The following is a 16,739-nucleotide window of genomic DNA, read 5'->3' as shown; positions in this document are numbered from 1 at the left end:
GTTTACAAATCAACTTGTCTCATTCCGACAGCATCGTAACGATCGCCGGTAATTGTTCCGATTGGTATTATGCTCTCAAGTCTGTTTAATTCTTCTTGGCTTAAAATGAGTTGCGCGGCAGCAATATTTTCTTCCACATATTTTACTCTTTTGGTTCCCGGAATTGCTATAAAACCTTTTGAAGTTATCCAGGCCAATGCCAATTGAGATGCTGTACAGTTTCTTTCGGTGGCAATTTCTTTTATTTCGTTCAAAAGGGTAATGTTCTTATAAAACTGCTCACCCTGAAAACGTGGAATAGATCTTCTAAAATCATTTTCGGGGAAATCTTCTGGATGCTGAATTTCTCCGGAAATAAAACCTCTTCCCAAAGGAGAATAAGCAACAAATCCGATATTTAATTCTTCTAAAGTTTTTATAGTTCCATTTTCTTCCACATTTCTTTCGAAAAGAGAATATTCGGTTTGTACCGCAGTTAGAGGATGAACGCTATGTGCTTTTCGAATGGTTTCAGATGAAACTTCAGAAAGCCCGATATAACCCACTTTTCCCTCTTTAACTAATTCTGCCATAGCAGCAACGGTTTCTTCAATTGGAGTATCAGGGTCAAGTCGGTGCAGATAATAGAGGTCAATATAATCTGTCCCTAAGTTTTTGAGCGAACGTTCTACCGCTTTTTTAACGTATTCCTTCTTGCCATTAAACTGCCACGTAAGCTGCTCGTTATCATCGATCTCATAACCAAATTTTGTAGCAATGGTGTAGGCATCACGATTTCCTTTAATGGCTTTTGCAATTAATCTCTCGTTAAGAAGTGGTCCGTAAAGATCTGCAGTATCCAGAAAGTTTCCACCCAATTCCAGGGAACGGTGAATAGTTTTGATAGATTCTGCCTCATCAGCTTTTCCGTAAATGTCATTTCCGGCAATAGTAGTCATTCCCATGCAGCCAAGACCAATATTCGGAACGATAAGTCCCTGATTTCCTAATTTTATTTTTTTGATACCTTCCATGATTTTTGTTTTAAATATTAACTAACACAAAGATCCGTCAGACGTATTGTATTATAGTATCCAAATCTCTTGTAGTTGTATCCGAAATGAGGGGGAAGAGTTTCTTATGTTTCAGGCTTTAGGTTAAAAGTTGAAGAGATTATAGTTAACGCATATTTCACCATGTATATATTCGCTGTTTTGCAAACCTTGTAATATTAACTATGGAAAAAATGCTGAATTTGCGATTAAATTTAAGTTCAAAGTAAAACAACCTGAAACTTAAAACCCTGATACAAAAAATAACAAACTAGTATAAAAAAGAATGCCGGCATCTCGAAGACGCCGGCATCATTTAACTAACCAAAACCAAAATAATAAATAACCAGTTTATTACATTACAAAGGTCAGATATAAATCAACGTATTGCTGTTAAGGTTTTGTTATTACTTTGTTGGAACTACGTTAAGATTTTTCGAATCGATGTTTTGAGCATTTCGTAGTATTAAATAATTTTTGGCTATTAAAATATAATAACAATCAATTTTGATTATAGAATTGATGGTGTTTAGTTTGTATATTTGATAAAACATTAAAAATCAGCAAAATGGATTCAAACAAAAAATTAACAACTGCAACCGGAACGCCAGTTCCTGATAATCAAAACATTCAAACAGCAGGACCCCGCGGACCTGTTTTACTTCAGGATTTTTGGTTCTTGGAAAAGATGGCACATTTTGACCGTGAAGTGATTCCGGAACGAAGAATGCATGCGAAAGGATCTGGTGCTTACGGGACTTTTACAGTGACACACGATATTACCCAATACACAAAAGCCGATTTATTTTCGGAAATTGGTAAACAGACAGAAATGTTTGTGCGTTTTTCGACAGTGGCAGGAGAAAGAGGAGCAGCTGATGCGGAAAGAGACATACGTGGTTTTGCTATGAAATTTTATACCAATGAAGGAAATTGGGATTTGGTTGGAAACAATACTCCAGTTTTCTTTTTTCGTGACCCGATGAAATTTCCGGATCTAAATCATGCTGTTAAACGTGATCCAAAAACCAATTTAAGAAGTGCTGATAATAATTGGGATTTTTGGACTTTGTTACCGGAAGCTTTACACCAGATTACAATTGTAATGAGTGATAGAGGAATTCCGAGATCGTACAGGGAAATGCACGGATTTGGAAGTCATACTTTTAGTTTTATAAATGCACAAAACGAAAGACACTGGGTAAAATTTCATCTGGTTTCGCAGCAGGGAATAGAAAATTTGTCTGATGAAGAAGCCGCTTTATTAGTAGGTAGAGACCGCGAAAGTCATCAAAGGGATTTATTTGATGCTATTGAGAACGGTAATTTCCCAAAATGGAAAATGTTTGTTCAGATTATGTCAGAAGAACAGGCAAAAACCTATCGTTTTCATCCATTCGATTTAACTAAAGTTTGGTTAAAAGGTGATTTTCCTTTGATTCCGGTTGGAGAATTTGAATTGAATAAGAATCCGGAAAATTATTTTGCAGAAGTAGAACAGGCTGCGTTTAATCCGGCTCACGTGCCACCGGGAATAGGTTTCTCTCCTGATAAAATGCTTCAGGGACGTTTGTTTTCTTACGGAGATGCACATCGCTACCGTTTAGGCGTAAATAATTATCAGATTCCGGTAAATGCTTCAAGATGTCCTTACAATACATTTCACAGAGACGGAGCAATGCGTGTCGACGGAAATAACGGAGGCCGTAAACACTATGAACCAAACAGTTTTGGGGAATGGCAGGATCAGCCCGAACTAAAAGAACCACCATTGGCCATCTATGGAGATGCTTATGCGTATAATTTTAGAGAAGATGACAATGATTATTTTACGCAGCCAGGACTTTTATTCCGTTTACTTACGGATGAGAAAAAAGAGCTTTTATTTGCAAATACGGCAGGACAAGTTGGAGGAGCGCAGAAATTTATTCAGGTTCGTCATATCAGAAACTGCTATAAAGCAGATCCTGCTTACGGAGAAGGAGTGGCAAAAGCCTTAGGCATGACCATGCAGGAAGTTGATAATTTTGACGACCCAAGATTAGGAATTGTAACCAGATAAGGTTTAGAGATTTAGAGTCAAAGGCTCAAAAATTCTAAACAATATAAATATAAAACCCGACAGCATATAAATCCTGTCGGGTTTTTGTATTTAAATAATAAGCAGCAATTATATTTGTTGCTATATTCACCTGATCCTTTCTGCTACGAAAAAACTACTGTTTTGTTGCTGTAGACCATTGTTTTTCTTTCTGCATGCAATTTAATGGCACGGGCCAAAACAATTCTTTCCAGATCACGTCCTTTCATGATGAAATCTTCTACAGAATGTATATGAGAAACTCTCGCGATATCCTGTTCGATAATTGGGCCTTCATCTAATTCCTCTGTCACATAATGACTTGTTGCGCCAATAATTTTTACACCGCGTTTAAAAGCAGAATGATAAGGTTTTGCACCCGGAAAAGCGGGCAGGAAAGAATGATGGATGTTAATGATTTTATTTTCGTAAAGTGAAATAAGTTTTGGGGTGATAATCTGCATGTATCGAGCCAGGACGATAAAATTGATTTCATATTTTTTCAAAAGTTCAATTTGTCTGCTTTCGCCTTCTTCTTTATTGTCTTTGGTAAAAGGGACATAATGAAAAGGAATATCAAAACGTTCTGCAATTGACCTTAAATCATTATGGTTACTCACAATCAGCGGAATTTCGACATTGAGTTCACCTGCGCTGTAACGCCCTAAAATGTCAAATAAACAATGATCGTATTTAGAAACAAATAAGGCCATTTTAGGTTTTTGTTCCTGACTGTATAAATCCCATGACATATCAAATACAGTCGCCAGCGTTTTTTCAAAATCTTGTTTGAGACTTTCAATGGTAATTTGAGAATTGGTAAACTCACATTCCAGCCGCATAAAAAAAACATTTTGCTCCACATCAACATGCTGGTCAATATAAGTGATGTTTCCCTCGACATTTGCGATAAACGTAGTAACAGAAGCGATTATGTTTTTTTGATCTTTACAGTGAATTAATATGGTTATTTTCTGCATTTTTTTGGTTGGTTTTTGATTAGTTAGCAATAAGATGATAAGACTCAAAGTTTTTTACTTAGAAACTTAGCATCTTAAGGCTTGGCGAATTATTTTCGATCCTGCAGTGCAAAAACACTTTTTAATAAAGGCGTCGTTCTTGCAGAAATATTATTTCGGATTTCTTTTTCTTCAACGGCAATCATTTTAAATACACCGGACAAAGCCTGATTTGTAGTATAATCGGTCAGATCTGGATTCACTTTCTTTACCAGCGGAATGGTATTGTATTTATTGATGATTTTTGTCCACACCACATCAGCACCAACCTTAGCAAAAGAGTTTTTAATAACCGGATTAAATTTTCCGTACAAAGCTGTTGTTGTACTATTTTGAAGATAACTTGTCGCGGCAATGTCGTTTCCTAATAAAATGTTTTTAGCATCTGTAAAAGTCATATTTTTTACAGCCGTAACAAAAATTGGAGTTGCTTCTTTTACAGCATCTTCGGCGGCGCGGTTTAGCATTTTGATCCCTTCATCTGCCAGCGAGCCTAAGCCCACTTTTCTCAAAGTAGCATCTACTTTTTGTAATTCTTCTGGCATTAAAATTTTGACCGCCTGATTTTTATAAAACCCGTCAACTGCTGTTAACTTACTTACTTGTTGAGTAATTCCTTTATTTAAAGCTTCTTTAAGTCCCGAAGCAATATCTGCGCCGCCAACACCGGGAATCTGGGATGAGATTTGGGGTAATTGATTTAGTATTTGTGGTACCTGCGCGCAGGAAGTAAGAGAAAATGTAACGGCTAATAGAAAAATCTTTTTCATCTGGAGTTTGTTTAAGTTTCAAAAATAGTACTTATTCAAAAATAAAGCCACTTTTTTATTTTACAGCCATTATCATTTTGTTTTAAAACAAACATTGCTGCCTTTAATCGTGTATTTCAATCCAAATGAAAAGAATAGTTATTTATAATTGATCAATCATTCTTCAATAAATTAATCTCTTCTTGTGTTGCATTTACACGTACGGATAATACATCATAAGTCCATTTCCCTTTTTTATGGGCGACAACAAATAAAATCCCAGTTCCTTTAGAACCTTTTATCGGAATTTCAACATCACAATTACCTGTTTCATTAGTGACATTAATTGTTCCCGAAGTCATTCCGTCTGATTCAATTGAAGTTCCTAATTTTTCAGTAACGAGTTTGTTTTTCCTAACTTCTTCCATTGCACCCTTATAAGCGTCGGATTTTTCGATCATCGAAGTGACTTCAAAAAAAATGCCCGCTATAAAAAATCCAAAAATTAGTATTAAACTCAGACATCCCGTAGGTACAAACCATTTCCAGTTTCGATTCCACCAACTGGTTTTTACATTGTTATAATCTTCTTCCATAGTAGTTTTAATTTGCTGTCAGAAAGATACTTAATATTTTTTAACCTTTTGATTTGGAATCGTTTAAATTAAAAAATCATCTTATAAAGTAAGATGATTTTTAATTTAAATGTAATAAGAGATAACTAGTGGTTACTCCATGCAATTTCCGCTAAAGCTTTAGTATTACTAATCGCTTTGCTGACCTCTTGTTTTTTCATATCATCATTATCTCCGGTTCCTGTGCTTAAAGTCAGTTCTTTTGGAGTAGAAGGTTTTTTATCAAAAAGAGTAGCGTATAATAAAACGGCCTGCATAAATCCGCCATCATTTAACAGATGTAAACTGTTTTCTCCATAACGAAGATTATCTTTATTTCCTACTAAGTACTTATAACCCTTTTTTCCATTGTACGCATCATTTACAGCATCACCAACTCTTAATAATCCGGCATTTTTAACTGATTGGGTTACAGAAATGGCATTTTTGCGGATCTCATCAAAGTATTCTTTATATTCAGGATCTGTAAATTGAAGTGGAGACATTGCTTCGTAAATGTAAATGGCAACTCCCGGACTGTTTTTTTGAATTTTATCCACAATCATTTTTACATTTTCGACATATTTATCAGGTTCTGCCAATGCTACTGGCGTCGATTCCTGAAGAATAACATAATCATAATAATTTCCGTCTTTGTCGGTTTTAGCAAAATAGGTTTCGGCTTCGGTCTTATGATCATTATAAACTTTATCTATAGAAACTCCCATTGTGACCAATTGATCAATATCCATTGGCTGATTGTTGGCCTTGCAAATCTCTCCAAATAAAACAGGAGAACTGACAAAGTATTCTGTGTGACTGTTTCCTATAAATAAGATTCGTGGTGTGCCCTCAGCTTTTGGAGCTTTAGGTTTAGTACTCTGATCTTCTGAAGCAGTAGTTGCACCGGATGCTTTCTCATTCGCAGATTTACCGTTACAGGAGGAAAGTAGTATTGCTGCAATACCTAAAAATAAAAAGTGCTTTTTCATTGTTTGTTTAATTTGAAATTGTGCTATAAAAAATTCCACAAATCTCATTTTAAACAATAACAGTTTTGACCACAAGACGTTTTTAAACTGACACTTTACGACAATAATTTAGTGCAGGTATTGTAAGTTAGGATGGTAATCTGTGTTGTTGACATCAAGATCTTTTAAAATGATTTGGGTATAATCTTTTCCGCCTTTCAATAAGTAGAAAAATGATTTCATTACATAAATTGGACCATAAGGAATTATACGCCAGCTTATAGACAGATTCAAAAAGAAATGTTTTAAGGCGTATTTAAAAGTATTTTCGTGGGGACGAATAAAATAGATGTTAGAACTTTTAATTCTTCGTACCAGTCTGGAAATAGTGTACGGAAACATAACAAATCTGGCACCTTGCTGAACCAGAACGTTTATCTCAAACGTTGAAAGACCTTCTATATTATTTGTTTTCATAATATTGCGTTTTAAATATTACAAATAGTGGTATAATTATCTGACAAAGTTCACACTATACTAAAAGTATATTTACCCCTAAAAGGTTTAAAAATGATAATCCAGGGTATTTCTTTCAAAGTATTAAAATAAAAAGAGAGAATGATCACTTCATTGTGATCATTCTCTCTTCAATAAGTTGTATTTCGTTAATTTACATCAGCAGTGGCTGGTGCAGCTTCGGGGTTTAATTGTAAATCTCTTTCGTAAACATCCTGAAAGAAGCCAATTTCTCCATTCTCATTTACCAAAGAAGTGAAATAGGTAATAAAGATGGGTACTTTTTTAGAGAGTTTAAAACTATTTTCTGCTTTTCCGTCCATAGCTTTGTCAATCTTTTGTTGATTCCATTCCGGATAATCTTTTAACATCGCAACGGCTAATTCTTTTGCCAGTTTTACGTTGATACATCCGTGGCTGAAAGTTCTTTTTTCAAAATCAAACAACGTTTTAGATGGTGTATCGTGCATGTAAATATCATCTGCATTAGGAAACATAAATTTCACCAATCCCAAGGAATTATCAGGTCCCGGTTTTTGTCTTACCATTCCATTAACCATTTCCATATTATGATCGGCAAGATAATTTTTATCTGCAGCCATTTTTAATTTTAATTCGTTGTTTACGATACTTTGAGGAACTGTCCAATAGGGACTGAAAACGATTCTGTCAATTTCTCCGTTAAAAATGGTAGTTTTAGTTAATGGCGCTCCTACAAAAACAGGCGACGTTAATACTACTTTTCCATTTTTCACATATTTCATTTCATATGACGGAACATTCACCAAAACATATTCATCGCTTCCCGCCATCTGAGCGGAGATTTCACGGCATCTTTCCATATTCAGTCTTAATGTTTCCATTTTGTCTGCAATAGGAACGTTCATTTCCTTAATATGCTCTTCTGATAAAATATAATTAGGTTTAAAACCATTGCGGACTTTGTATTTCATAACAGCATCCATCAGTTCACGATCGTAAACATTGCTTTTCGAATCATTTTTCAAATCTCCTAACAGATATAATCGGGTTCTTACTTGTGCGATGGTGCTTGAAACGGCATCCGGACGCAAATCTTTATACGGAGTTTCTTCCGGAACAATTGGTTTCCATTTCTTAGAACGGTCCAGTCTTTTATATTGTTTCAATACAGTTTCTAATTTATAATACTGATCAAAACTAACAACTGCTTCTTCAGTAGAACTTTTAGCAGTTAATTCTTCAATGGTACTGTAATTTAAAAAATCTTTCAGCATGGCATCATAAGAAACTTTTTTCTTGGCGTCTTCAGTATTTTTTTTGGCGTATACAATATATAAGGAACTTAGAAGCATGTCTGCATCAGTTTTTGACAACTTCGTATCTGATGAAGCATCAAAAAGCTGATCGATTTCTTTTTGATACGGAATTATTAAATCGTTTGTACCTTTTGCTTTTTCATACAAAACAGTACCGAATTCGTTTATGTCTTCTTCATCGTACCAAATAGATCCTACAGTTCTGTTTTTATACAATGACATTACGTCTGATTTGTATTTTTTTAAATCTGAATATCTTTTGAAGAAGTCATTTTTAATTTCGCTGTCAACATCATCCGAATTAATGTTTACAGTGGTTTCGTTTGATTTATTTTTATATCTAAAATCGTTACTTTCTACTCTGTTAAAAGAGGATACAAAAAAACTCAAACTTAAAATTAGGGTGAATGAATAAAATGTTCTCATTTTTTTAATTTTTACGTTATACTTTTTATGGTTAAGTTCTAGGTAAAAATTTGGGGCTTTTCTACCCTGCTAAATTACTCTACAAGGCTTCCAGACATGTTTTTAGATTTTATTTAAATGTTGCGAAATTGCCATGTTTTTAATCTTTCTTTAACAAAATCAATTAGTTACAAGAATTGTGACCTTTATAGAGCAAAAATCTTCAATCTTTTTCAAACATATTGAAATGGTTTTGATCAAATATTAAAATATTTTGTAAATTGCCTCCTGAAAATTATCATATTCATAAAATGGAACAACAAAAAGCCTATATTCCTAAAAATAAAGTAAGAATTGTTACTGCTGCCTCATTATTTGACGGCCATGACGCTGCAATTAATATTATGCGACGTATTATACAGTCAACAGGCGTAGAGGTAATACACCTTGGTCACGATCGCAGTGTAGAAGAAGTGGTAAATACCGCGATTCAGGAAGATGCCAATGCCATTGCAATGACTTCTTACCAGGGCGGACACAATGAATACTTTAAATATATGTATGATTTGCTTCATGAAAAAGGTGCAGGACATATAAAAATTTTTGGTGGCGGAGGCGGGGTCATTTTGCCCAGCGAAATTGCCGAATTGCATGAATATGGAATTACCAGAATTTATTCGCCAGATGATGGACGGTCTTTAGGGCTTCAGGGAATGATCAATGATCTTGTAGAGCAATCTGATTTTCCTATTGGAAACGAATTAAACGGAGAAATCGATCACATCGAAAATAAAATTCCGACAGCGATTGCGCGATTGATTTCTTCTGCAGAAAATTTTCCCGAAATTGCAAAACCGGTTTTTGATAAAATTCACGAAAGTAATATAACTTCCAAAATTCCTGTTTTAGGAATTACAGGAACAGGCGGAGCAGGAAAATCTTCTTTGGTTGACGAACTGGTGCGTCGTTTTTTAATTGATTTTCCCGAAAAAACAATCGGATTGATTTCTGTCGATCCTTCTAAAAGAAAAACCGGAGGAGCACTTTTGGGTGACAGAATCCGTATGAATGCGATTAATAATCCCAGAGTTTATATGCGTTCGCTGGCGACGCGTCAGTCCAATTTGGCTTTGTCCAAATATGTAGCCGAAGCGATTCAGGTTCTAAAAGCCGCAAAATACGATTTGATTATTCTGGAAACTTCAGGAATCGGACAATCAGATACCGAGATTATGGATCATTCTGATGTATCCTTATATGTAATGACACCAGAATTTGGAGCGGCAACGCAATTGGAGAAAATCGACATGCTGGATTTCGCCGATTTAGTGGCTTTAAATAAATTTGACAAACGCGGTGCTTTAGACGCTTTACGCGATGTTAAAAAACAATACCAGCGCAATCATAATCTTTGGGATAAAAATCCGGACGAAATGCCCGTTTTTGGAACGATTGCTTCGCAGTTTAATGATCCGGGAATGAACACGATGTACAAAGCAATCATGGATAAAGTGGTAGAGAAAACCGATTCTGACCTGAAATCGACTTTTGAAATCACGAAAGAAATGAGCGAGAAGATTTTTGTAATTCCGCCGGGAAGAACAAGATACCTTTCTGAAATTGCAGAGAATAACAGAAGTTATGATGAAACCGCACTTTCGCAGCAAAAAGTAGCACAGAAATTATATGGAATTTTCAAAACTATAGAATCGGTTTCCGGAAAAATACCGCAGATTACAAAAGCAGGAATTGACGATGAAAGTGTCTTCCTGAGCGGAGTCGAAGGACTTAGAGCCATCGAAACACATGACGAAAATAGAATCTTTTTAAATCTTTTACTGAATCAGTTTGATAAAGTAAAAATGGATTTAGATCCTTACAATTGGGAAATTATCCTGAATTGGGATGAAAAAGTGGCCAAATATAAAAATCCGGTTTATTCCTTTAAAGTTCGCGACAAGGAAATCAAGATTGCGACGCATTCTGAAAGTTTATCGCATCTGCAGATTCCGAAAATTGCATTGCCTAAATATGAAGGCTGGGGCGATATTCTGCGTTGGAATTTACAGGAAAATGTTCCCGGAGAATTTCCTTTTGCTTCCGGATTGTATCCTTTTAAACGTGAAGGCGAAGATCCGTCCAGAATGTTTGCGGGCGAGGGCGGACCAGAAAGAACCAACAAACGTTTTCATTACGTAAGTGCCGGAATGCCGGCAAAACGTCTTTCGACTGCTTTTGACAGCGTAACTTTATACGGAAATGATCCCGATTTGCGTCCGGATATTTATGGCAAAATAGGAAATGCCGGAGTTTCGATCTGCTGTTTAGACGATGCCAAAAAACTCTATTCCGGTTTCGATTTAGTTCATGCTTTAACGTCAGTAAGTATGACTATCAACGGACCCGCGCCCATGTTGTTAGGTTTCTTTATGAATGCCGCGATCGATCAGCAATGTGAGATTTACATCAAAGCCAATGATTTAGAAAAAGAAGTTGAAGCTAAAATCAACAAAATATATAAAGACAAAGGAATTGAAAGACCAAAATACCAGGGCGATTTGCCGGAAGGAAATAATGGTTTAGGGTTGATGCTTTTAGGTGTGACCGGAGATGAGGTTTTACCTTTGGATGTTTATAATGATATAAAGGTCAAGACACTTTCTCAAGTGCGTGGAACCGTTCAGGCTGATATTTTAAAAGAAGATCAGGCGCAGAATACCTGTATTTTCTCTACAGAATTTGCTTTAAGATTAATGGGCGATGTGCAGGAATATTTTATTACCAAGAACGTTCGTAATTTTTATTCGGTTTCTATTTCAGGATATCATATTGCAGAGGCGGGCGCAAACCCGATTACGCAATTGGCTTTTACCCTTTCTAATGGTTTCACTTACGTGGAATATTATTTGAGCCGCGGAATGAATATCAACGATTTCGGACCCAATTTATCGTTCTTTTTCTCGAATGGAGTAGACCCTGAATATTCGGTTATTGGTCGTGTGGCGCGTAAAATCTGGGCAAAAGCCATGAAAAACAAGTACGGTGCCAACGAAAGAGCACAAATGTTAAAATATCACATTCAGACTTCCGGACGTTCTTTACACGCACAGGAAATTGATTTTAACGATATCAGAACCACTTTGCAGGCTTTGTATGCGATTTACGACAACTGTAATTCATTGCACACCAATGCTTACGACGAAGCTATAACAACGCCAACAGAAGAATCAGTTCGCAGAGCCATGGCGATTCAGCTGATTATTAATAAAGAATTGGGTCTGGCGAAAAACGAAAACCCAATTCAGGGTTCATTCATCATCGAAGAATTGACTGATTTAGTTGAAGCAGCCGTTTTACAGGAATTCGACAGAATTACAGAACGCGGAGGAGTTTTAGGCGCAATGGAAACCATGTACCAAAGATCTAAAATTCAGGAAGAAAGTTTGTATTACGAAACCTTAAAACACAATGGAGATTTTCCAATTATTGGAGTTAATACTTTCCTGAGTTCAAAAGGATCTCCAACAGTAATTCCGGCTGAGGTTATTCGTGCAACCGAAGAAGAAAAACAATATCAGATTACGATGCTCGATAATTTGCATCAGTTTCATGAAGAAAAAGTAAATGAGCATTTAAATAAACTACAGGAAGCAGCGATCAAAAACGAAAACTTATTCGATCATTTAATGGAAGCTACAAAGGTTTGTTCTTTGGGGCAGATTACTTCGGCTTTGTTTGAGGTTGGCGGGCAGTATAGAAGGAATATGTAGAATATAAGATTAAAAAATCCGAAAAAATTGAAAAATTAAAATTTTAGATTTGAATTTTAAATAGCCCGGTTTCAACTGTGGGAAACGTATTGTGATAGTAATTGCGTTCCAACGGTTGAAACCGTTGGCTATGTTTTATTGTATTATTTTGGATTCTGTAAAATGTTTATTAGTGAATTTCCCCTTAACACGAGCGTCCCGCTCGTGAACACTGAACTTTATCGCGTCAGTTTGTTATTTCGACCGAAGGGAGAAATCTTCGCCAGTAGCTCCGCACAGAATGTCGCCAATCTTTCTGGAGTTTCTCGTGAAGATTTCTCCCTTCGGTCGAAATGGAAGATTGCAAAAAAAACTTTGCGGCTTAGCGCCTTTGCGAGATTCTTACCATTAGAAATTTCATCTTCGAAAATAGAAATGATTCCCCTACAACCTCGACAATATATCCTAAAAACTCCACTTCATCCAAAGAAAAAATAGAAAGAACAGTTTCCAGAACAAGCGCAACATCAATCGCTTGTGATTTATCTTTTGCAGATTTGCGTTTTGATTGAGTGCGAGAATACACAATTTCAGCAGATCTGTAATAATACATCCGAGTTCAAAATAATTGACTACTTTAATTGGAGCTCCCGAAACCTTACAACCGTTACTCGATAAAATTGCAGAATTGAGTAAGTCGCTTCTTTTATTTATAAAATTATACGCTATTCCATTAAAGTAATTCCTATTCTATAAAGCAAAAAAAAGACAGCAGTGGAACTTGCTGTCTTTTCATTTTGTGGTACTAAACAATTAACGACGGAAACCCGGACTTTGGTTCACAGATTGGTCAAGTTTAATTGTTTTCATTTTTTTTGCAGCAACTTTAATTTCGTGTTTCGCAACTTTGTCATTTTCTTTTACTTCAAGAACATATGTTCCTGCAGGAAAACTTTCAAGACTAATAGTTTTGGAAACCTCCAATTGGTTTACTGCTGCGTCACCCGCATAAAGTAAATTGTGGTTCTCATCATAAATAGAGAAAGAAGAATTTTGAACCGTGTCTAAAGTAAAACTTACTACTTTTCCGTTTCCGGTTTTAATATTCAAAATAAAATCTCCTTTTCCATTCATGGCATAAGAAAATACAGTTGCTAAAAAATAGGCTGCAACCAGACCTGCTTTGGTAAATTTTGTCATGTTTTTTTTTAATTTATTACTAAATGTGGAACGCGTAAAACTACAAATACAAATTTAATTTAATGTAAAAAAAGACCTTTTTTTAACTCTTAATATGCTGAATTAAAAGTATTTCTGTAGTTTCTTTGCTCTATGTACGTAAACATTGGGCTTGCGGATTTATATTTTTTAAAAGTAGTTTTAACACCTAAAAAGCAAAATATTTAATTTATAGGAATATTTTCTCAAAATGTTAAAATTTAAATTTTGTCTATCGATTAAAAACAAAAAAAAACAGCTCTGTAACCATTCGAGAGCTGTTTCTAAATCAAAAAAAAATTAAAAAAATTCAAAAAAAAATTATCTGCAGGAGATAATTATGCTTTTTAGCGTGCAGCTAAATTTGAATTTTTTGCAAAACCGGATTTGTAAACAGATGAAACTGCATTTTTCGCAAGAGATGCGTTTTCACTAATTGTAATCTCGTATTTTGCTTTTTTTACATTGTCTTCTACTTCTAAGAAATAAGTTCCTTCTGGAAATTCCTCCAAACTAAATGTTCTTAAAATTCCTTCCTTGCCAGTAGCACTTTCAGAATAGATAAGAGTGCCGTCCTGATCATAAATTGCTAAGTTGGCTTTCTGAACTTTGTTAAGAGCGAAAGTGATCAGTTTTCCATTAGCCTTTAATACGTGAAGATTAAACTCCGACGTTCCGTCAATTGCGTAAGTGCTTATTCCTGTGAAAAGCAACGCTGCTACTAAACTCATTTTTGCAATCTTTTTCATGGGACTAGTTTTTAAAATTAATAGTTCTAATTCTCTGATGCTAAATTAGTTATATAGTATGTGGTAAAAAGCAACTGTATTTTCTTATTTAGATGCTATATTCTCATTTACGAAACCGTTATAGGTTAAAATTTAAATTATATTTATCGATTTGGTTAAAACGATGATTTTAATTTAACGTTTTGGTAAAATTAGCAATTTATAAGTTTACAGAATAATTACATCAAGACACTAAGTTTTTTTTGAATGAATTTGACATAGAAAAAAAATTGCAAATCTTATTTTAAGAGAGCTTTGCGTACCGGAGCTTCGAGATTGAGTTATGTGTATATAATGTATCAAAAATTCCCTGCATTCTTTGCAGGAATAAAAGAGATTAGTTTAAAAAAGTAAAGAGCAAAAAAAAACAGCTCAGTAACCACAAAGAGCTGTTTTTAAAACTTTTGAAAGTTTTTAACTTACTAACTATCTAACCTCACTTTTTATACTGTATTAGAGTATAAAATTTTTAAGTGCCGTGAAGTAACACTTAAGCTTTATAAATTCTTCTTAGAAAGAAGGAGTTCCTTTTGAAGATAAAACTGAATTTTTTGAATCTACAGTAATATCGTATTTTACTTTTTTGAAATTATCAGCAACTTCTAAAATATATTTTCCTTGTGGAAATTCTTCCAGACTAAACGTTCTTAAAATTCCATCTTTACCAGAAGCATTCTCTGTATAGATCAAAGTACCGTTTGCATCGTATATACTGATAACCGCTTTTTGTAATTGATTAATTCCAAAAGCAATTACCTTGCCATTTCCTTTTAATACATGAAGATTTAATGCTTCGTTCCCATCAATTGCGTAAGTACTCATTCCTGTTAGAAGTACTGCACATACTAAACTTAATTTCATTATCTTTTTCATATTGTGTGGTATTAAATTTTTAGTTCATTTCTCTGAGGCAAAGTTATATCAGCATGTGTGTTATTTTAACATCTGTATTTTCCAATTTATGTGCTATATTCTCATTTACGAAACCGTTATAGGTTAAAATTTGATTTTAATATTACGTTTCTGTTAATTTGCTTGTTATTTTTCAAAGTTTTGTAAATATTAAATACTTCACAAAATTTCCATCTTTCTTACAAAAATTATAAAATCGGTATAAAATCATCTTTTAATTAAGATAAATAGAAAAAATCTTGGGAAAAAAAATGGTACTGAAAAAAATGGGTCGTTTTGCTATAGAATCCTCATTGTTAAGAATGTTATTTTAATGTAAAATCCGCAGTTACGAAACCGTTATAGGTTAAAATTTAAATTTTTTTAGGTGTTTTTGTTAAATTTGCTATTATTTTTTAAAGAAACTATCATGAAGACTATTGCCCCAGCTCTTGAAGTGATAACTAACTCATACGGAAGTTCTTTTACCTATACTAAACACGCCGAAAAGACCAATAGCAAAGCTCATTTATGGCATTATCATCCAGAGATTGAGTTGGTTTATATTAACGGCGGGGCTGGAAAAAGACAAATAGGGAGCCATGTTTCTTATTATACCAATGGTAGTTTACTTCTTATAGGCTCTAATTTGCCACATTGTGGTTTTACAAATGAGCAAACAGGAAATACAAATGAAACCGTTATCCATATAAAACCTGAATTTTTAGGAAGTGATTTTTTTGCTGCTCCCGAAATGAAAAAAGTTCAGAATATTTTGAATCAGGCTAAGGGCGGAATTGCTTTTGGCGGTGAAACAAAAAAACGAATCGGAGAGAAAATTGAAATGATGGAAAACGAACCTCCATTTCAAAGACTTATAACGCTTTTAAGTGTTCTGGACGAATTGGAATCTGCTGAGGATTACACCGTTTTAAATGCTGATGGCTTTTCTTTAGAATTACAAACGCAGGATAACGATCGTATTAATGTAGTTTTTAATTATGTGAAAGATCATTTTCAGCAATCTATATCTATAGATGAGGTTTCTAACCTGGTAAGTATGACGACTCCGTCTTTTTGTCGTTATTTTAAAAAGATCTCCAATAAAACTTTTACTGAATTTGTAAATGAATACAGATTGGTGCATGCATCAAAATTGTTGGCAGAACAGCCAATGAGTATTAACGAAGTCTGCTACGAAAGCGGTTTTAATAATTTCAGTCACTTTAGCAAATCTTTTAAACAATATACAGGTAAGAGCGCTTCGCAATACCGTCACGAACATAAGATTATTATTAGTTAATATTTATTTTGCCCCAATTAAAGGAATATGAATCCGGTCATTTAGAATGATCGGATTTTTTTTTGCCACGAATTCACCAATTTTTTAATATTAATTCCTGAATTCGG

At 34.6% G+C, this 16,739-nt stretch carries 13 protein-coding genes; 3 read left to right on the top strand and 10 right to left on the bottom strand.

Annotation, left to right across the window (positions count from 1 at the left end):
- Window positions 1-2 precede the first annotated feature (2 nt).
- Window positions 3-1,013, bottom strand: a complete 1,011-nt coding sequence (locus ABEB31_RS18475; RefSeq protein WP_347053137.1) for an aldo/keto reductase — start codon at window positions 1,011-1,013, stop codon at window positions 3-5.
- A 586-nt stretch (window positions 1,014-1,599) separates the two neighbouring features.
- Here ABEB31_RS18475 and ABEB31_RS18470 point away from each other — a divergent pair.
- Window positions 1,600-3,093 carry a catalase gene (locus ABEB31_RS18470; protein ID WP_347053136.1) on the top strand — a complete coding sequence of 498 codons (1,494 nt, stop codon included), beginning with the start codon at window positions 1,600-1,602 and terminating at the stop codon, window positions 3,091-3,093.
- A 143-nt stretch (window positions 3,094-3,236) separates the two neighbouring features.
- Here ABEB31_RS18470 and purU read toward each other — a convergent pair whose 3' ends face one another.
- The 6 genes from purU to ABEB31_RS18440 all read right to left on the bottom strand — a co-directional run bounded on the left by purU (window position 3,237) and on the right by ABEB31_RS18440 (window position 8,704).
- Window positions 3,237-4,091, bottom strand: coding sequence for a formyltetrahydrofolate deformylase (purU, locus tag ABEB31_RS18465; protein ID WP_347053135.1), 855 nt, complete (start codon window positions 4,089-4,091; stop codon window positions 3,237-3,239).
- An 89-nt stretch (window positions 4,092-4,180) separates the two neighbouring features.
- Complete coding sequence (locus ABEB31_RS18460) at window positions 4,181-4,900, bottom strand: DUF4197 domain-containing protein (protein WP_347053134.1); 720 nt, start codon at window positions 4,898-4,900, stop codon at window positions 4,181-4,183.
- Between the two features lie 152 nt (window positions 4,901-5,052).
- Window positions 5,053-5,475 (bottom strand): cytochrome c oxidase assembly factor Coa1 family protein, encoded by a 423-nt coding sequence (locus ABEB31_RS18455; RefSeq protein ID WP_347053133.1) that lies wholly within the window; start codon window positions 5,473-5,475, stop codon window positions 5,053-5,055.
- Window positions 5,476-5,600: 125 nt separating this feature from the next.
- Entirely contained in the window at window positions 5,601-6,485 is an 885-nt protein-coding gene (locus ABEB31_RS18450; protein WP_347053132.1) for a hypothetical protein, read from the bottom strand.
- A gap of 108 nt (window positions 6,486-6,593) precedes the next feature.
- Window positions 6,594-6,941, bottom strand: a complete 348-nt coding sequence (locus ABEB31_RS18445; protein WP_347053131.1) for a hypothetical protein — start codon at window positions 6,939-6,941, stop codon at window positions 6,594-6,596.
- A 188-nt stretch (window positions 6,942-7,129) separates the two neighbouring features.
- Complete coding sequence (locus ABEB31_RS18440; protein ID WP_347053130.1) at window positions 7,130-8,704, bottom strand: L,D-transpeptidase family protein; 1,575 nt, start codon at window positions 8,702-8,704, stop codon at window positions 7,130-7,132.
- Window positions 8,705-8,994: 290 nt separating this feature from the next.
- Between ABEB31_RS18440 and ABEB31_RS18435 the strand changes: the two genes are divergently transcribed.
- Window positions 8,995-12,453 (top strand): methylmalonyl-CoA mutase family protein, encoded by a 3,459-nt coding sequence (locus ABEB31_RS18435; protein WP_347053129.1) that lies wholly within the window; start codon window positions 8,995-8,997, stop codon window positions 12,451-12,453.
- A gap of 792 nt (window positions 12,454-13,245) precedes the next feature.
- On the opposite strand, the gene ABEB31_RS18430 is transcribed toward ABEB31_RS18435, so the two are convergent.
- The 3 genes from ABEB31_RS18430 to ABEB31_RS18420 all read right to left on the bottom strand — a co-directional run bounded on the left by ABEB31_RS18430 (window position 13,246) and on the right by ABEB31_RS18420 (window position 15,311).
- Window positions 13,246-13,632, bottom strand: a complete 387-nt coding sequence (locus ABEB31_RS18430) for a T9SS type A sorting domain-containing protein (RefSeq protein WP_347053128.1) — start codon at window positions 13,630-13,632, stop codon at window positions 13,246-13,248.
- 365 nt (window positions 13,633-13,997) lie between these two features.
- Window positions 13,998-14,399, bottom strand: a complete 402-nt coding sequence (locus ABEB31_RS18425) for a T9SS type A sorting domain-containing protein (protein ID WP_347053127.1) — start codon at window positions 14,397-14,399, stop codon at window positions 13,998-14,000.
- Between the two features lie 549 nt (window positions 14,400-14,948).
- Window positions 14,949-15,311, bottom strand: coding sequence for a T9SS type A sorting domain-containing protein (locus ABEB31_RS18420; protein ID WP_347053126.1), 363 nt, complete (start codon window positions 15,309-15,311; stop codon window positions 14,949-14,951).
- Window positions 15,312-15,759: 448 nt separating this feature from the next.
- Here ABEB31_RS18420 and ABEB31_RS18415 point away from each other — a divergent pair, with 448 nt between their 5' ends.
- Window positions 15,760-16,632 (top strand): AraC family transcriptional regulator, encoded by an 873-nt coding sequence (locus ABEB31_RS18415; RefSeq protein ID WP_347053125.1) that lies wholly within the window; start codon window positions 15,760-15,762, stop codon window positions 16,630-16,632.
- Window positions 16,633-16,739 lie beyond the last annotated feature (107 nt).

The sequence above is a fragment of the Flavobacterium olei genome (assembly GCF_039749035.1).
GTDB classification, from domain to species: domain Bacteria; phylum Bacteroidota; class Bacteroidia; order Flavobacteriales; family Flavobacteriaceae; genus Flavobacterium; species Flavobacterium olei.
Note: the sequence above shows the minus strand (reverse complement) of the source record. Positions and strands in the feature narration are given on the sequence as shown.

Coding starts and splice junctions, on each gene's coding strand:
- ABEB31_RS18415 (WP_347053125.1), top strand. CDS start 15,760: ATGAAGACTATTGCCCCAGCTCTTGAAGTGATAACTAACTCATACGGA.
- ABEB31_RS18445 (WP_347053131.1), bottom strand. CDS start 6,941: ATGAAAACAAATAATATAGAAGGTCTTTCAACGTTTGAGATAAACGTT.
- ABEB31_RS18460 (WP_347053134.1), bottom strand. CDS start 4,900: ATGAAAAAGATTTTTCTATTAGCCGTTACATTTTCTCTTACTTCCTGC.
- ABEB31_RS18455 (WP_347053133.1), bottom strand. CDS start 5,475: ATGGAAGAAGATTATAACAATGTAAAAACCAGTTGGTGGAATCGAAAC.
- ABEB31_RS18430 (WP_347053128.1), bottom strand. CDS start 13,632: ATGACAAAATTTACCAAAGCAGGTCTGGTTGCAGCCTATTTTTTAGCA.
- ABEB31_RS18440 (WP_347053130.1), bottom strand. CDS start 8,704: ATGAGAACATTTTATTCATTCACCCTAATTTTAAGTTTGAGTTTTTTT.
- ABEB31_RS18470 (WP_347053136.1), top strand. CDS start 1,600: ATGGATTCAAACAAAAAATTAACAACTGCAACCGGAACGCCAGTTCCT.
- ABEB31_RS18420 (WP_347053126.1), bottom strand. CDS start 15,311: ATGAAAAAGATAATGAAATTAAGTTTAGTATGTGCAGTACTTCTAACA.
- ABEB31_RS18475 (WP_347053137.1), bottom strand. CDS start 1,013: ATGGAAGGTATCAAAAAAATAAAATTAGGAAATCAGGGACTTATCGTT.
- ABEB31_RS18435 (WP_347053129.1), top strand. CDS start 8,995: ATGGAACAACAAAAAGCCTATATTCCTAAAAATAAAGTAAGAATTGTT.
- ABEB31_RS18450 (WP_347053132.1), bottom strand. CDS start 6,485: ATGAAAAAGCACTTTTTATTTTTAGGTATTGCAGCAATACTACTTTCC.
- ABEB31_RS18425 (WP_347053127.1), bottom strand. CDS start 14,399: ATGAAAAAGATTGCAAAAATGAGTTTAGTAGCAGCGTTGCTTTTCACA.
- purU (WP_347053135.1), bottom strand. CDS start 4,091: ATGCAGAAAATAACCATATTAATTCACTGTAAAGATCAAAAAAACATA.